This is a genomic window from Pseudomonas tohonis (assembly GCF_012767755.2).
Lineage (GTDB): Bacteria > Pseudomonadota > Gammaproteobacteria > Pseudomonadales > Pseudomonadaceae > Metapseudomonas > Metapseudomonas tohonis.
The window spans coordinates 5,127,508-5,139,905 of the sequence record NZ_AP023189.1 but is presented as its reverse complement, the minus strand read 5'-3'; the positions used below and the strand labels follow the sequence as shown (position 1 = coordinate 5,139,905).

Below are 12,398 nucleotides of genomic sequence, written 5' to 3'. Positions count from 1 at the left end.
CCGCCAAAATGATGGTCGGGGATTATGCCACGACATCCACCCATTCGGCGCCGCGGCTGTCCAGGTAGATGCCGGTCATCTTCTCCGAGCGATGCCCGAGAAGTCGTTGCGGATCGCGGCCTTGTTCCTTGTGAAGACGTGCCGCCAGCGAGCGCTGCTCGTGGAAGGTCGGCGGGTGGTCGCCGATCTGGATCAGGCCCTTCGACGCCGCTGAGTCTCTGGCCGCCGCGAAGGCAGATGACAGGGTGTCGAGCATCACAGGCTGTCCCGCCTTGGCGCGGCTGATGGTGCGGCTGTGGTGCACCAGGTAGGGCGACACAACCCCATCGCGGCAACGCTTGATCACGCCTGCCAGGTCCAGGCCTATGCAGTCCAGCCGTATCGATGTGCTGAGCCTGATCCTGGCGCCTGTCTTGAGCTGGACCACATGGAGGAAATCCTCCTCCACCTTCTTGAACATCATCCCTGCAACATCCTCCCTCCGCTGGCCAGAGAGCAGCGCCAACTCCATGGCGCGTTTCAGCCATTCCTGCTTGGCCTCGCCGTAGATGGCGAGCCACATCTCCAGCGTCAGGCGCTCGCGCTTGATCGTCACCCGCGCAGCCTTCGTCACGTCGACTGGGTTCGCTTCGCACCACCCCGCCGCAATAGCCTCCGCAAAAACGTCGCTTAGCCTCGACCGCAGCGCACGGGCCATCTGCGCCTTGCCTTCCTTCGCCAGGCTGCCGAGGTAGTTCGCGACGGCGAAGGTCGACACCTCTCGCATGTCCAGGGCGCCAAACTGTGCGACCAATCTCTTCAGGTGCATCCTCCCGTTCTTGATGCTTGCTTCGGATAACCCGCGCTCAGCGAACAGCACCAGGTACTCCTCAATCCAGGCCGAGAACAGGCCTCCATTCTTCTGCGGCCGCACCTCAATGCGCGCTTGCAGCGATGGCGCCACCGGCTGAGCATTCAGGTTGGCGCTGATGGCCTCGGAGATGGCCAGGGCCTTGTCGGTGCCCAGCCCGAAGAAGCGCCCCGAAACCGGGTCACGGTAGGTGTAGTACGTCTTCCCGTTGCGCTTATCGGTCTTCTTGTAGAGGTTCTCGGGCAGGTCTTTCGATCCTGCTTTACGCGGCCTTGGCACCATGGCGGGCGATCTCGATGCGGCTGAGCAGTGTTCCGCCAGGCACGCGTGGTGCTGGCGCCGGTTCGAAGTAGTGGGCCTCGGACTCCACATAGTAGCTGCGGCCGCATTTGCGCGGTGGCGGCTGGATTCGCCCTTCTCGGGCCCACTTTCTCAATGTGTTGGCACTGGGCGGGGTGCGGAACTGCTCCGCTGCCCACTCCTCAAGGGTCATGAGGGACATAGGAATACCTCCCCGCCGTTATCCGGCAGGCTGTGGTGGGGTAGGGGGGGGGTTGTAAGGTGGGGGTTACTTGGCTTGGATGTGAGCCAGCATTGCGGAGGTGAATGCCTCGCGGCGCAGGCGGTTCAATTCAGCCAGAAGTGCGTCAAGGTCGCTGAAATTCTGTCGAGCTCGGCTTCGCTGAAGCGTGAAGCCATGCTCTGCCATGAACCAAAGGAAAACGTCGATCGTATAGCAATGCGCCTGGCGCCAATTCACCTGATTTGCTGGGTGGTCATCGTCGCAAACGATGTATTCCGATATCCCTTTGAACAGGTCTTTGCAGTTGTGGAAGTCGCGCATGAACTCCGGCAGGTGCTTTTTATCATTGCGCCACTGTTTCAGTTGGCTATCCATCATTCCCCCTCCTCAGCCTGGCGGGTGGAGAGGAGGGCGCGGAGTTCTTCCAGCGTGTCCCAGTGTTCTTTCATGGGGCTGCACTCAGCCATGCGCACCTCCAGTCGCTCAGCCAACTCCCTCGGCACGCTTACCGCGTCGGGCTGCTGGGGTGGAGGTGGAGCAGCGTCCACGTAAACGCGGTACGTCCTGGCCAGGTTGCACGGATACGCATTGAAGCCAGCGGCAATCATTTCGGCGGTAGGCTCGATTGGGACCAATTTCCAGCCGGCCTGCTGCCCCCTGATCACGGCGAGCTCGGCGCGGAGCTGGTCGCGCTCTTCCCTGAGCTTGTTGCGGTCCCACAAGACTGTAGGAGCCGATGCCCCACCATCAGAAACCTCTCGCTGGTAACGCATGATCGTTTCGGCCTGACGCTCAGCCTTGACCAGCAGAGCGTCGTAGTCGGCGGCCAGCACAACCTGCTGATAGCTGTCCATGTCGCATGTGTCGTTTGTCGGAGCCAGGAATCGCTTCACATCGCTCATCGGTCGTTCTCCTGGGGCGGGGTGGTGTTGTAGCGCTGCCAGTCCTCGCCGTATTCCCAGCAGTACGTTGCCGGCCAGGCGCCGCGCGTTCCTTCCTTCACGAATTCGTAGCGCATAGCGAATTCGCCAGAGCGGTCAGGCACCGACTTGACCCACTTGTGGACCGGGCCGCCCAGCTGCCAGTCCGGGTACTGCTTGACCGCCTCGCGCATGAACTCGTCGAGGTTGTGATGGCCGCGACTCATGACGATGTAGGTGTCGCTGCCGACGCTCTCGATTTCCAGTGGATGGGTCTTCATTCGGATTCCCCTTGGCTCGGCGCTGCCGGCTGCAGGCGTGGGTTCAGGCGCAGGAGTTCGTCGAGGCAGGCGTTGTGCGCTCGCGCTTTGTCGAACTCCTTCGCGTAGTAGGCCGGGCCGCCGGGGAACGTCGCCTGGTCAGGTATCTCCTTCCGCTCCGGCATCACGACAGCCTGCTGCTGTTCGGATGCAGGCGGGGTGGTGGCGGCGAGCAGTGCTATCACGCTGTCGATCGCTGCCACAGCACGCATGTCGGAGTGAGCCATGACGGTCTCCCGAGCCTCCTCCTGCACCTCCTCGTCCAGCGATTCGAACAATTCCAGCATGGCCGCGCTCCAGAGGTGCTTCGGCGCACCACTGTTGAAGAGCCCGGCCGAGTTTCCCTCGTAGGCTTTGCGTAGGACGTGCACTGTCTCCGGCACCCCAGCAGCAGGCGGGGTGGGGGCGCCTTCTGCGAACGCGCGCAGCTCCTTCACGAAATCGTGCTCGACCTCCGGCTCGAACGATTTGAAGCCCTCGTCCATACCCATGCAGACGCGCGCATTGAGGCAATACTCGACCATGCCAACCAGCGTTGAGCGGGCCTCTTCGGACATCTGTTCCAGCACCCCAGCAGCAGGCGGGGCTATGTACGGCTCGCCCATGCGGGTTTCGCCCTGAGCATCCAGCACGAGCTGGTCGATACGCTGATCCAGCACGCGCACCTTCTGCTCAGCCTCTAGTGCTCGACGCTTCCAGATGGCCACATCTTCGCGGGAGCCGACGTAGGCATCGGCCATGTCAGCAGCAGGCGGGGCGGAGAGCGCGGCTCGGGCGTTCCATGCGGCCCAGGTATCAAGGGTAAATGGCGCCTCCCAGTTCACCGGGACATGTCTGGGCATTCCGCAGCGTTGCCTGACCCATGCTTCGAAATCCCCTAGTTCACCCTGCAGCTGCGCAACGCCAGGCTCATGCACGGGGCAGTCCTTGCCATGCTTCACGGGGTCCCACTGCTCGCCAATCTTCGGGCAACTGCACTCCATCGGCTGCTCTCCCTGCACCTGCGCGGCGGGAGGGGTGGCGCGGGTGTTCCAGAGCTCTATAGCCTCGGTTTTGGCTCGCTGAATGAACTGCTCGGCGTAGCGGTAATCGGTGAACGGATCCGAGCTGCGCTCTTCATGGGTCATGAGGGTGCTGATCTGGACGCTTACCATCGCGCCACCGCATGCGCCGCACTCGATTTCGTATTGCGTTCCGTCACCGCTCGGCAGGTCGGGAACCTCCCCGCAGAATGGACACGGCTTCAGTTCTTCGCTCACGGCAATCTCTCCCATACATTGTGATCGGCCAGAGCTTCTTTACTGACCGGGATGGTTCGCATGTCTACGCCCTGCAGATCGCAGGAATCGCCGTCGTCGCTGATGACGAGGTAACGGCGATTGGTGGGAAGGTGGAGGTAGCGGGGTGCCTTGTTGGCCAGGGCATCGGTATGGAGCTTTCTTGCGCCGTCGGTGAACATGGCTCAGTCCTCCCGATCCAACTGGCGGAAGACGGGAAGGGCTCCGGCAAGGGTGCGAACTTTCTGCATTTCCCCGGGCGCATAGCCCCAGATATTCCCGTCAGTGAGGCGCTCTCGCTCCGGCCCGAGGTAGGCCGGGTGCAGCTGCTTGCCGGTGCGGATGTACTCGCGGAACTCCTCCACCAGGGAGCGCAGCGTTCCGCCGTGGGTGAAGCCTCGCCAGCGGCCACCCCAAGGCGTGCGATGCGTGTAGATGCGCTTGCCTGAGAGTTCGTCGACGAACCAGACGCGCCCGCGCTCGTCGACCTCCATGCTGGCGTAACGCTGCTGGCTGGCGCTGAAGAAGAACCGGCGTCCGTGATCCGCGATGATCCGGATCACCTGGTTGACTTGCTCGGCGCGCTGCTGCTTCGCTGTGAGGATCTTCGACTGGTTCATGCCGGCACCGCCTTCAGCTCGTCAAGGCCTCTGGCTGAGCGCCAGGAGCGCACCGAGCCATCACCATCCAGGACAACCCGGCAGCACATGACGGCTGTCTGAACCGCCTCCTTGCGAACGCTCTCTGCCGACTCATCGAGGACAGCCTTGCAGAGCTCGCCGAACTCCTCGGCCAAGGCTAGCGTCATGAGTCGGTCGCCCGGGAACTTGCTCCTGGCTCGCTTGAGCTCCGCGCGCACCTCATCCAAGAACGCCTCTACCGGGTCCGGATCGAAGGGCTCGGCGCCATTGGCGAAGCTGATTTGAAGTCCGAGGTCTTTGGCCAGGCGATACTCGATGCTGGCGCCGCGGCTTTTCGACCACCCCGGCAGCAGGTGGATGGTGTTGCAGGCGGCCAGCATCTGGATGTCCAGCTTCATGTAATCCACCCATTCGTAGCCGTCGATAATCCCGTGCTCGGCTGGGTTCGTTACTGCGTCTCCGGCAGCCCTTAGGCGAGCGGCCTCGGCGTTGAAAGCGGGGAAGTTGAACTCGGGAAGCCCAGTCATCGGGCCGGCCAGGTAGATTCGGCGCATGGTGTATCCCTCCAGCGCAGTGCGCAGAGTAGGTGGGGATGGGGTGGGGTTACTGGAGCTGTTGCAGGAGGCGCTGGCCGATCCAGCGCACCACCGGGACAGCTTTGCTGTTGCCGATGGCCTTGTAGCGCGGGCCGTCCGGGCATTCGTCCGCCGGCTTCCCGCGCCAAGGGATCAGCGTGTAGTCGTCGGGGAAGCCCTGCAGGCGCTCGCACTCGCGCGGGGTGAGACGGCGAACTGCTGGCCCAATCATCGCGGCCGCATAGCCTTGGCCGGGCTTCCCGCCGTGGCCCTTCAACGTACAGGCAACTTCGTGGGTCGTTACCTCAGAGCGCTGGTTCTCGTGGAATGCCAGCACGGCGTTCTCCTGCCCGTTGTTCCGCCCCAGTGTGTGCGCCTGGTCGATCTGAACGCATGGATCTTGGGTGCCATGCACTGCGATCAGATGGCTATGGCCGTGGTTCAGATCCTGGCCGCTGCATCCATGGAGTCGCCCGTAGGATGCGTCAAGAGTTGCGGTAGTCAGCGGGATGTCATCGCAGCTGTAACCCCCGCCCTTCCTACCACCACCGGTAATGGTGGGTGCTACGCAGAAGGTTTCGGTGGCGAAATCGTTGCGCAGGCCATGGGCGTTGAGGGCGCCGGCCTGGAACAGGCTGCCTCCCTGGTTCTCGCCGCCGAAGGCGGGAACGCCGGCTATCACTTCAACCGCAGGGCCTTCCTCGCCTTCGCAGTTCGGGCACCCCCACTCACCCACGCTTAGCTCGAGGATGGTTCCGCATCCGCACTGGAGCGCAGGGCCGAAAGGAGCGCGTCCGGCAAGGTCTTGCCCCTCGCCTCGGCGCGGCGGAGTATCCCGGCGCAAGCCTTCTGGCTCAAAAAGTACCGCTGCGGGATCGAACCCTCTTCTAGCACTTGCGACAACGAACACACGGCGGCGTCGTTGGGCCAGTCCGAAATATTGGGCATCCAGCACCCGCCATGCGGCTGTTCTGCGGGGTCCATACACACAACCAGCGTTCGTCCATTTTCCCCCTGACGGCTGGAGCGCATCGGATTCGCCCACCAGGGCGCCGAGGAAACAGCCGAAGGCGTTGGCTTTGTCCGAGAGGACGCCAGGTACGTTTTCCCAGACGACGACGCATTCGTCTCCGGCAGGGCGAACATGGTCAATTGCATCTGCAAGCTCCACGAATTTGATGGTGAGTGCGCCGCGCTTGCCGGCCAGGCCCTTGCGCATTCCAGCGACTGAGAAGTCCTGGCAGGGCGTTCCGCCAACCAGCACGGGAGGCGCCGAGATTTGCTCAAGCAATACCTGGCGCGCGAGCTGGGTCATGTCGCCGAGGTTCTGGACCTCCGGCCAGCGATGAGCCAGGACGGCGCTGGGGAATTTCTCGATCTCGGCGAACCAGGAAGCCCTCATCCCCAGAGGGTGCCAGGCCACGCTCGCGGCCTCGATGCCGCTGCACACCGATCCGTAGGTGATGGTCATCGTTACTCTCCACAGAAGCAGTCAACGGATTCGTCGACCAGGTCGCTGAACAGGTTCTGTTGTGATCGGGCATAGGCCTGCATCTCGGCGTAACTCGGGCGGTCCTTACGGAAATAGGCCGCGTCTTTACCGTTACCGAGGCGCTCCATGCGCGCCCACCAGTCGGCGCTGCGTATGTCCGACTGGATGATGCTGTAGACCTGCTGGCGCCCTTTGAGGAAGCACAGGTCGCAGTTGCCCAAGAGCGTCTTGCCGTTGACCGTTGGCAGCTCTAGCCGGAAAGGCTGTTGGCGCCAGAAACGTTCGATGGCCTGCACGGTGACCCCAGCTTCAGCCAGTGGCAGCCGCATATGTTCGCGCGGAGTTTCGGTGCTCGTGCCGCGGGCTCGGATCTTGGCGACCCGGCGATGCTCGTCGGCCCGGATGCCGACCATCTGATCCCACTCGCCGCCGTCGTCGGCCCAGCCCAGGGCCCGCAGATAGCGGTGCATGGTGCGGATCTTCAGCTCGACTGTGCAGTAGCGAGTGACCGGGTTCGGCAGGTACTGGCGTTTGCGGATGGCGGCCTCGAATGGTTCGCCGTCGCGACTGGCGCTGGCGAAGTCCACAACGTGGTAGCCCGGCTCCGTGTCTCGAAACTCCAGCCACACGATGGTGATACCCCAGACCTCGCCGCAACGCCGGACAAACTCGAGAGTCTCCTCACGCTCCTTGCCAGTGTTGGCGAAGCAGATGATCAGCCAGCGCGCGATATCCTCTGCGGTATTCGACTGGAGCACCATCCAGAGCATATAGGCGCTGGTGCGTCCGCCGCTGAAGCTGAGGCAGGTCGGCCCCGTCAGCTTATAGGGATTCATGCTTTCTCCAGGTCGTCCTACTCCATTCCGCTGGTGCGGATGGATGGGGTGGGTATGGGAGGGGTTGTGACGGGCAGTTCCGCATGTGAGATAAATGAGAGCTCACTGCTGGTACGGAACTGATTTATGGAAACATTGAAGGGCGCTTTAACTGCTGGGGTATGCGTTAGCTCGATAGTTTCATGCGCGTGCTGGGCACGGTCGGCTACAGCTCATGTGCCCCCCGTTATCCCCGGGACACGCATCGTTTGGACCGGCAAAGACGGCAAGGAAACTGACCTCCCGGCCACAATCGAGATGCAGTCGAAGTGGAACAAAATCGCGGCTGTTTTCGCATCAATCGCCGCTCTGCTGCAGGCGGTTCAGGTCGTGCTTCCCTAGTTTGCAGTCGCGACACTGGCTTGCTGGCCTGAAGTAAGCTAGGTTCGGATGCTCGGCGTGGAGCCGGATCAAGGAGCGAAGATGCGACACAACAGCGACGGTACCGTCACCTTTGAGGTAGACGACTTTGTGGGCGACATGCTCACGGGGAAAGAGCGCTTCGGCGTAGTGATTGAAGTTGTCGGTGAAAACCTGATTGTTTCGGCGGATGGTAGCCGCAAAGGCACCTGGGAAGTTCCGGAGAGCAGCGTTTTCCCTGGATAATTACCGCCCCTCCGGAAATTTGATGTTGAATCTGGAACACACCCGCTTGAACATCCCGAAGCTGAGGCCCGACGCCCGTCTGGCCTCATGCTTTGTAAGTCCTATGGCCAGATAGGCCTTCAGCTTCTCCGCATGCACTTCGTACTTGATCAACAGCTGACCGGTACGGCCATCGGGAAAGCAAATTCCATACTCCTCGGCGAGGCGAGCCAGGCGTTTCCTGTCTATTCCTAGAAGTCTGGCCACTTCTGCGTTGTGGTAGCTCTGAGCGAGCCTGCGCAGCTCGACCACCAGAGCGCGATCTTCCTCCGCACGCTTCTCCTGCTTGGTGCGCTCACGCTCTGCCTTCTCGAGTTCTTTCAGCTCGCCTCGGGCCCTGGCCAATTCGTAGCGCCGCGGAAATCGCTCGGGGTCGATCCCGGCTGCGCTCCCCAGCATGGCCACCTGCTGCTCGTGGCTGCGGATGCATCCTGTGGAGAGCATCACGCCACCTGCTGCGCCTGGCGGCGCTTGAAGCCGAGGACACACAGGTTGCCACAGAGCTTGGCGAAGATCGGATCGGTATAGCCGTAGCGGCGGGCGAGGGCGGCGGTGGCGCGGATGTTCTTGCCGGCGAACTCTTCGATGTCGGCGGCGGGTTGCTGGCGCTGCTGCATGTCATTCTCCTTGGCGAAGCAGTTGGGTGAAGTGGAAGGCGTTGCGAAGGGAGTTGGTGACCTCGCGACCGAAGTCGGCCCAGGCCCGCCAGGTGCCGGCGGCCCACTCGATGCAGAGCACGGTGAGCCCGTGGCGGTTGCGCACGCGCACCGGCTTCCTGTCGCGGAAAGCCTGGGCCATGGCGGCGCGCACCTTGGCCAGGAAAACGGGGTTCATGATCGAGGTGGCGGTCAGCACGTCGCTCTCCTGGATGTTGGGTTGATGGGTGGCCGGATGCCCCGGTGGCCAGCCGGTCGTTGCCGCGCGCGGCGTCATGCGTTGCGCGGTGGCGCCCCGTGTCGGTTCGGGGAACTGGGGCTATGCGTAGCTGTTGACCTCGTCGCTGGCGTGCGCCTTGTGGCGCCTCAGGGGGCCGCTGTAGCGGTGAACGAAAGCGCACTGGCGGATTGCTTCATCCGGCCCGATAGAGCTGGCCACAGAGGTGCGGTCAGGCCAGGCACAGAAGACAACCTCTCCAATCACCTCGCCATCGACGTAGCAGGCGGTGGTAATGCCGGCGCTGCTTCCGGTGTGCTTGATCGTTTCGAACAGTTCGTACATGGCCGAACTCCTGGTTGGTGTGGCTGCATGGGTTGGGTGATCTGGCCGGTTCTGAACCCGGCTTGCCGTCCGGTATGACGAGGCGTTTGGACGGCCTATGCCTCCTGGTGCATCAGCTGCACATCGCGACTCCGCGACCTCAGATCACCCACCCATGCAGCCAGGGCGGTTGCCCTGGCTTGCCGCTAGCGGCGCGGTGCGTCCCGTTGCGGCCCGCCGGCGGTGGGGCCGGCCACCTCGGCGACACTGATGCCTTCGCCGACTACTTCCAGGCGCCCTTCATCGAACCATTCGCCGTGCTGGAAGCTGCCACCCTCCTTGACCGGCGGGACGAGCACGTACTGGTTGCATCCGGTCAGATACTGGGCGCGCCCAGTGATGACGCCCTGGAAGCCCGTCACCTTGTCTTTGGCCAACTTGCCGAGTTCGATCATTTGGATTCTCCGTCTTGGTTGCGCCCGATCGGGCGGTGGTGTTCATCCCAAAGCCGCCTCAGCGAAGCGGCTTCAGTGATGCTTTCCGGTATGCGTTCTGGCCGACCCGATCTGTCGGCAGGGCTTATTGCTGCATTGGCTGTTTCCTCCTTTGGCTTGATGGTTGAGAGCTCTCCGGTATGGAGCAGGTCGATCCCTCTTCGGGGCCTGGGCCTCGATTCCCCTGGGCCGTGGTAGCCGGTGAGACTCCGGCTTGTGTGCCGGCGGTGTTCTGCTGGCGTGAGCTAAATATGTACCAATGGTTCATATTGAGTCAAGAACCAAAAGTACATATTTCTCAAACTGAGGGGCTTAGAGGGAGAGGGAGTTATCAGCAGTGATTGCTGAACCAGGCAACATGGATGCTGCCGTCTGGGCGGTGGGTGAGGGCTACGCCCTCGGTGTCGCGGATTTCTTCGAGGAGGCGATCCCAGTCGGAAGAACTGTCTGAGGGCTCGCGATAGATCACTGCCTGGTGCTCGACCTGGGCGCGCGGGGTGCTCAGCAGGAGCTGAACACGGCGGGTGAGGTGGTAGTAGCTGCTCTGTTCAGGGCGCTGAAGCGCTTCTTCTGCCATCGTTACTGCTCCTTGGCTGTATATACATACAGTATTTCGGCAGATGATGGCCTTTCAATACGGGGCAGGGTTCCACCTTGGTACACGTGTAAACTTTTTTGACAGGTTCAGTCCCGCTCTGGCGCGAGAACGGTCTCGCGCCAGTCCCGGAATTCGTATTTGGGCGGGACGACGCAGCGAAGGGTTAGCGGAGCCAGGCCGGGGCGAATGACCTGCAGTTTCTCGACTCGGCCAACCACATTCAGGTCGGCGTCCTTCATCTGGTAGTGCCAGGCTCCGTCGACCCAATCGTGCCAGATGACGCCGAGGCGGTTGTAGGTCAGGCCCGTGATGTAGCCTTCCAGGACGGTGCCCAGCAACTGGTCACCGTCCAGCAACTCGTAGTAGAAGTTGGGGTTGAAGTAGACATCCGCGGCGATCCCTTCCTCGACGTGGAACGAGTAAGCGCCCAGGGCGCGCGTGACCAGCTCCTGGCGATGCCCAAGGCCGATCACGCCGGAGTGGTAGAACTCATCAATGATCTCGAGCAGGGCCTGGTAGTGAGCGTCAGGGCTGTAGCGGAAGGTGTGATCGTCATCGAGGGCACCATTCCATTGGTCGAGCAGGAATCGACGACGTTCTTCAAGGTGGCGTTTGTTCATGATGCGGAATGGATAACTGTATGAATATACAGTATCCGCCCGCCGCCGCAGTTCAGCCACTCTCACCCGACGGGCAGCGCCTCCGCCTGATCACCCAGGCCCTACAATGCCCGCTCCATTCAGTAGTAGGTGACGCCATGATCCGCAACCTCGCCGAGCTCCACCCTGATGAGCGTGCCGCCATGGAGCACGAGAAGGCCCAGAGCTACCTGTTCTGGCAGCAGAACCTGGAGCGCGCGAAGGGGGAGGCGGCGAAGATCAGGGGCGAGAAGGACCGCAAGAAGGGGAAATGGGCGGAGTGGGCGCGTGCCGAGATCGCAGCCCTCCAGCCTGATCAGTACCGCTCGATGGTTGAGCGCGAGGTCAACCGCCCCTAGATCAGCTGCGCGGGAAGGGGATCCACCAGCTGCGGCCCCTGGTTGCGCACGTTGCCCACGGCACGATCCACCCGATACCACTCGAACACATCGGGCCCCTCGCCGGCGGCCAGCATCTCCTCGGCGCGCTCGCGAGGTGTAGCCGGGTCCAGCCATTCCCGGGCGAGGGCAGGGGAGAACGCCACGGGCCTGCGGTCATGCACATCGACCATGCCGCCCAGGGCGTCGGCAGTGATGATCACGAAGCCGTCGGAATCTTGCGGCTCGTCGTGCACCTGGCCGATCGAGGCGCAGAGGGTAGGGGTGCCATCCCGCCGCCGGATGAAGTACGGCTGTTTCCGCTTCTCGCCCTCGTCGACCCATTCGAACCACCCTGACACCGGGCAGAGCATCCGGTTGGGCCAGATGGACCTGAAGAACGGGCCATGCGCCACTTTCTCGGCTCGTGCGTTGATCGGCGCCGCTCTATCCTGGGCCCAGTGCGGCCTCCATCCCCACCGTGCCGGCGCTACCCGCGCATCGTCCTCGAGAGGCAGTACGACCTGCACCTGGGTGGTGGGCGCGACGTTGTAGCGCGGCTCCAGCGGCGCCCCTGGCGGGAGGTTGTGGATGTTCAGGAGGTGGTAGATCTCGGCCCAGGACATGAACTGGGCGACGCGTCCGCACATGGGATTCCCCTTCATCAGGTGCTGGAAGGGTAGACCAGCGGACGACGTGAACGTGCACCTGGCCTACCTGTCTACCGGGGAGCTACCACCGCCGGAGGTCACGATGTACGAGACGAGTAGAGAACGCCATATGCGCCTGTCGCTGTCCGCTGCAGCGGCGTGGAAGGAGGTGCACGACTTCATGGCGAAGGACCCGGACATGGGCGATGTGAAAAACCAGGACCTGCTGTTCAGGCTGCAATCAGCGGCGGATCAGGCGGCCTGGGCCTACTGGGAGAACGTGGACGAAGAGGATGCGAATGCGGAGCCGGATGAGGTGTAAGGCG

The 12,398-nt window shown here is 62.6% G+C and carries 22 protein-coding genes; 3 read left to right on the top strand and 19 right to left on the bottom strand.

The annotated features are described in order from the left end of the window. Window positions 1-22 precede the first annotated feature (22 nt). From HSX14_RS23570 to HSX14_RS23520, 11 genes are all read right to left on the bottom strand, one after another. Window positions 23-1,132 carry a phage integrase Arm DNA-binding domain-containing protein gene (locus tag HSX14_RS23570; RefSeq protein WP_173176202.1) on the bottom strand — a complete coding sequence of 370 codons (1,110 nt, stop codon included), beginning with the start codon at window positions 1,130-1,132 and terminating at the stop codon, window positions 23-25. Then, window positions 1,113-1,343, bottom strand: a complete 231-nt coding sequence (locus HSX14_RS23565; protein WP_476655297.1) for an excisionase — start codon at window positions 1,341-1,343, stop codon at window positions 1,113-1,115. The genes HSX14_RS23570 and HSX14_RS23565 overlap by 20 nt, the downstream gene beginning before the upstream one ends. A 75-nt stretch (window positions 1,344-1,418) precedes the next feature. Next, window positions 1,419-1,748 carry a hypothetical protein gene (locus tag HSX14_RS23560; protein WP_173176206.1) on the bottom strand — a complete coding sequence of 110 codons (330 nt, stop codon included), beginning with the start codon at window positions 1,746-1,748 and terminating at the stop codon, window positions 1,419-1,421. Next, window positions 1,748-2,275 carry a hypothetical protein gene (locus tag HSX14_RS23555; protein ID WP_173176208.1) on the bottom strand — a complete coding sequence of 176 codons (528 nt, stop codon included), beginning with the start codon at window positions 2,273-2,275 and terminating at the stop codon, window positions 1,748-1,750. Before HSX14_RS23555 ends, HSX14_RS23560 begins: the two co-directional genes overlap by 1 nt. Next, a complete protein-coding gene (locus HSX14_RS23550) occupies window positions 2,272-2,574 on the bottom strand; it encodes a hypothetical protein (protein ID WP_228723491.1) in 303 nt (100 codons plus the stop codon). The genes HSX14_RS23555 and HSX14_RS23550 overlap by 4 nt, the downstream gene beginning before the upstream one ends. Continuing rightward, window positions 2,571-3,872 carry a Lar family restriction alleviation protein gene (locus HSX14_RS23545; protein WP_173176210.1) on the bottom strand — a complete coding sequence of 434 codons (1,302 nt, stop codon included), beginning with the start codon at window positions 3,870-3,872 and terminating at the stop codon, window positions 2,571-2,573. Before HSX14_RS23545 ends, HSX14_RS23550 begins: the two co-directional genes overlap by 4 nt. Continuing rightward, the gene (locus HSX14_RS23540) at window positions 3,869-4,072 is read right to left on the bottom strand and encodes a hypothetical protein (protein WP_173176212.1); all 204 of its coding nucleotides are present in this window, start codon (window positions 4,070-4,072) and stop codon (window positions 3,869-3,871) included. Before HSX14_RS23540 ends, HSX14_RS23545 begins: the two co-directional genes overlap by 4 nt. A gap of 3 nt (window positions 4,073-4,075) precedes the next feature. After that, window positions 4,076-4,510: a hypothetical protein gene (locus HSX14_RS23535; protein WP_173176214.1), complete on the bottom strand. Its 435-nt coding sequence runs from the start codon at window positions 4,508-4,510 to the stop codon at window positions 4,076-4,078. Continuing rightward, window positions 4,507-5,085, bottom strand: a complete 579-nt coding sequence (locus HSX14_RS23530; protein WP_173176216.1) for a DUF4406 domain-containing protein — start codon at window positions 5,083-5,085, stop codon at window positions 4,507-4,509. The genes HSX14_RS23535 and HSX14_RS23530 overlap by 4 nt, the downstream gene beginning before the upstream one ends. Before the next feature lie 49 nt (window positions 5,086-5,134). Continuing rightward, entirely contained in the window at window positions 5,135-6,577 is a 1,443-nt protein-coding gene (locus HSX14_RS23525) for a DNA cytosine methyltransferase (RefSeq protein ID WP_173176218.1), read from the bottom strand. 2 nt (window positions 6,578-6,579) lie between these two features. After that, window positions 6,580-7,434 (bottom strand): phosphoadenosine phosphosulfate reductase domain-containing protein, encoded by an 855-nt coding sequence (locus HSX14_RS23520; RefSeq protein WP_173176220.1) that lies wholly within the window; start codon window positions 7,432-7,434, stop codon window positions 6,580-6,582. Between the two features lie 462 nt (window positions 7,435-7,896). On the opposite strand from HSX14_RS23520, the gene HSX14_RS23515 reads away from it, so the two are divergent. Beyond that, window positions 7,897-8,079, top strand: coding sequence for a hypothetical protein (locus HSX14_RS23515; protein ID WP_173176222.1), 183 nt, complete (start codon window positions 7,897-7,899; stop codon window positions 8,077-8,079). Here the strand turns inward: HSX14_RS23515 and HSX14_RS23510 are convergent, their stop codons facing one another. From HSX14_RS23510 to HSX14_RS23480, 7 genes are all read right to left on the bottom strand, one after another. Beyond that, window positions 8,080-8,562 (bottom strand): hypothetical protein, encoded by a 483-nt coding sequence (locus HSX14_RS23510; RefSeq protein WP_173176224.1) that lies wholly within the window; start codon window positions 8,560-8,562, stop codon window positions 8,080-8,082. After that, a complete protein-coding gene (locus HSX14_RS23505; RefSeq protein WP_173176226.1) occupies window positions 8,562-8,735 on the bottom strand; it encodes a hypothetical protein in 174 nt (57 codons plus the stop codon). The genes HSX14_RS23510 and HSX14_RS23505 overlap by 1 nt, the downstream gene beginning before the upstream one ends. 1 nt (window position 8,736) lies before the next feature. Continuing rightward, window positions 8,737-8,973, bottom strand: coding sequence for a hypothetical protein (locus HSX14_RS23500; RefSeq protein WP_173176228.1), 237 nt, complete (start codon window positions 8,971-8,973; stop codon window positions 8,737-8,739). 120 nt (window positions 8,974-9,093) lie between these two features. Then, window positions 9,094-9,336 carry a hypothetical protein gene (locus HSX14_RS23495; protein WP_173176230.1) on the bottom strand — a complete coding sequence of 81 codons (243 nt, stop codon included), beginning with the start codon at window positions 9,334-9,336 and terminating at the stop codon, window positions 9,094-9,096. 185 nt (window positions 9,337-9,521) lie between these two features. Then, a complete protein-coding gene (locus tag HSX14_RS23490) occupies window positions 9,522-9,770 on the bottom strand; it encodes a hypothetical protein (RefSeq protein WP_173176232.1) in 249 nt (82 codons plus the stop codon). Between the two features lie 370 nt (window positions 9,771-10,140). Then, window positions 10,141-10,386: a DUF1654 domain-containing protein gene (locus tag HSX14_RS23485; protein ID WP_173176234.1), complete on the bottom strand. Its 246-nt coding sequence runs from the start codon at window positions 10,384-10,386 to the stop codon at window positions 10,141-10,143. A gap of 107 nt (window positions 10,387-10,493) precedes the next feature. Next, on the bottom strand, window positions 10,494-11,027 hold the full coding sequence (locus HSX14_RS23480; RefSeq protein WP_173176236.1) for a hypothetical protein: 534 nt from the start codon (window positions 11,025-11,027) through the stop codon (window positions 10,494-10,496). 137 nt (window positions 11,028-11,164) lie between these two features. On the opposite strand from HSX14_RS23480, the gene HSX14_RS23475 reads away from it, so the two are divergent. After that, window positions 11,165-11,404 carry a hypothetical protein gene (locus tag HSX14_RS23475; RefSeq protein WP_173176238.1) on the top strand — a complete coding sequence of 80 codons (240 nt, stop codon included), beginning with the start codon at window positions 11,165-11,167 and terminating at the stop codon, window positions 11,402-11,404. Here HSX14_RS23475 and HSX14_RS23470 read toward each other — a convergent pair. Beyond that, a complete protein-coding gene (locus HSX14_RS23470) occupies window positions 11,401-12,072 on the bottom strand; it encodes an SOS response-associated peptidase (protein WP_173176240.1) in 672 nt (223 codons plus the stop codon). The genes HSX14_RS23475 and HSX14_RS23470 overlap by 4 nt on opposite strands. Before the next feature lie 130 nt (window positions 12,073-12,202). On the opposite strand from HSX14_RS23470, the gene HSX14_RS23465 reads away from it, so the two are divergent. Then, a complete protein-coding gene (locus HSX14_RS23465; protein ID WP_173176242.1) occupies window positions 12,203-12,394 on the top strand; it encodes a hypothetical protein in 192 nt (63 codons plus the stop codon). Window positions 12,395-12,398 lie beyond the last annotated feature (4 nt).

Bases quoted from the DNA above. Each gene is read 5' to 3' on its own strand.
- HSX14_RS23570 (WP_173176202.1), bottom strand. From the start codon at position 1,132: ATGGTGCCAAGGCCGCGTAAAGCAGGATCGAAAGACCTGCCCGAGAAC.
- HSX14_RS23565 (WP_476655297.1), bottom strand. From the start codon at position 1,343: ATGACCCTTGAGGAGTGGGCAGCGGAGCAGTTCCGCACCCCGCCCAGT.
- HSX14_RS23560 (WP_173176206.1), bottom strand. From the start codon at position 1,748: ATGGATAGCCAACTGAAACAGTGGCGCAATGATAAAAAGCACCTGCCG.
- HSX14_RS23555 (WP_173176208.1), bottom strand. From the start codon at position 2,275: ATGAGCGATGTGAAGCGATTCCTGGCTCCGACAAACGACACATGCGAC.
- HSX14_RS23550 (WP_228723491.1), bottom strand. From the start codon at position 2,574: ATGAAGACCCATCCACTGGAAATCGAGAGCGTCGGCAGCGACACCTAC.
- HSX14_RS23540 (WP_173176212.1), bottom strand. From the start codon at position 4,072: ATGTTCACCGACGGCGCAAGAAAGCTCCATACCGATGCCCTGGCCAAC.
- HSX14_RS23535 (WP_173176214.1), bottom strand. From the start codon at position 4,510: ATGAACCAGTCGAAGATCCTCACAGCGAAGCAGCAGCGCGCCGAGCAA.
- HSX14_RS23530 (WP_173176216.1), bottom strand. From the start codon at position 5,085: ATGCGCCGAATCTACCTGGCCGGCCCGATGACTGGGCTTCCCGAGTTC.
- HSX14_RS23525 (WP_173176218.1), bottom strand. From the start codon at position 6,577: ATGACCATCACCTACGGATCGGTGTGCAGCGGCATCGAGGCCGCGAGC.
- HSX14_RS23520 (WP_173176220.1), bottom strand. From the start codon at position 7,434: ATGAATCCCTATAAGCTGACGGGGCCGACCTGCCTCAGCTTCAGCGGC.
- HSX14_RS23515 (WP_173176222.1), top strand. From the start codon at position 7,897: ATGCGACACAACAGCGACGGTACCGTCACCTTTGAGGTAGACGACTTT.
- HSX14_RS23510 (WP_173176224.1), bottom strand. From the start codon at position 8,562: ATGCTCTCCACAGGATGCATCCGCAGCCACGAGCAGCAGGTGGCCATG.
- HSX14_RS23505 (WP_173176226.1), bottom strand. From the start codon at position 8,735: ATGCAGCAGCGCCAGCAACCCGCCGCCGACATCGAAGAGTTCGCCGGC.
- HSX14_RS23495 (WP_173176230.1), bottom strand. From the start codon at position 9,336: ATGTACGAACTGTTCGAAACGATCAAGCACACCGGAAGCAGCGCCGGC.
- HSX14_RS23490 (WP_173176232.1), bottom strand. From the start codon at position 9,770: ATGATCGAACTCGGCAAGTTGGCCAAAGACAAGGTGACGGGCTTCCAG.
- HSX14_RS23485 (WP_173176234.1), bottom strand. From the start codon at position 10,386: ATGGCAGAAGAAGCGCTTCAGCGCCCTGAACAGAGCAGCTACTACCAC.
- HSX14_RS23480 (WP_173176236.1), bottom strand. From the start codon at position 11,027: ATGAACAAACGCCACCTTGAAGAACGTCGTCGATTCCTGCTCGACCAA.
- HSX14_RS23475 (WP_173176238.1), top strand. From the start codon at position 11,165: ATGATCCGCAACCTCGCCGAGCTCCACCCTGATGAGCGTGCCGCCATG.
- HSX14_RS23470 (WP_173176240.1), bottom strand. From the start codon at position 12,072: ATGTGCGGACGCGTCGCCCAGTTCATGTCCTGGGCCGAGATCTACCAC.
- HSX14_RS23465 (WP_173176242.1), top strand. From the start codon at position 12,203: ATGCGCCTGTCGCTGTCCGCTGCAGCGGCGTGGAAGGAGGTGCACGAC.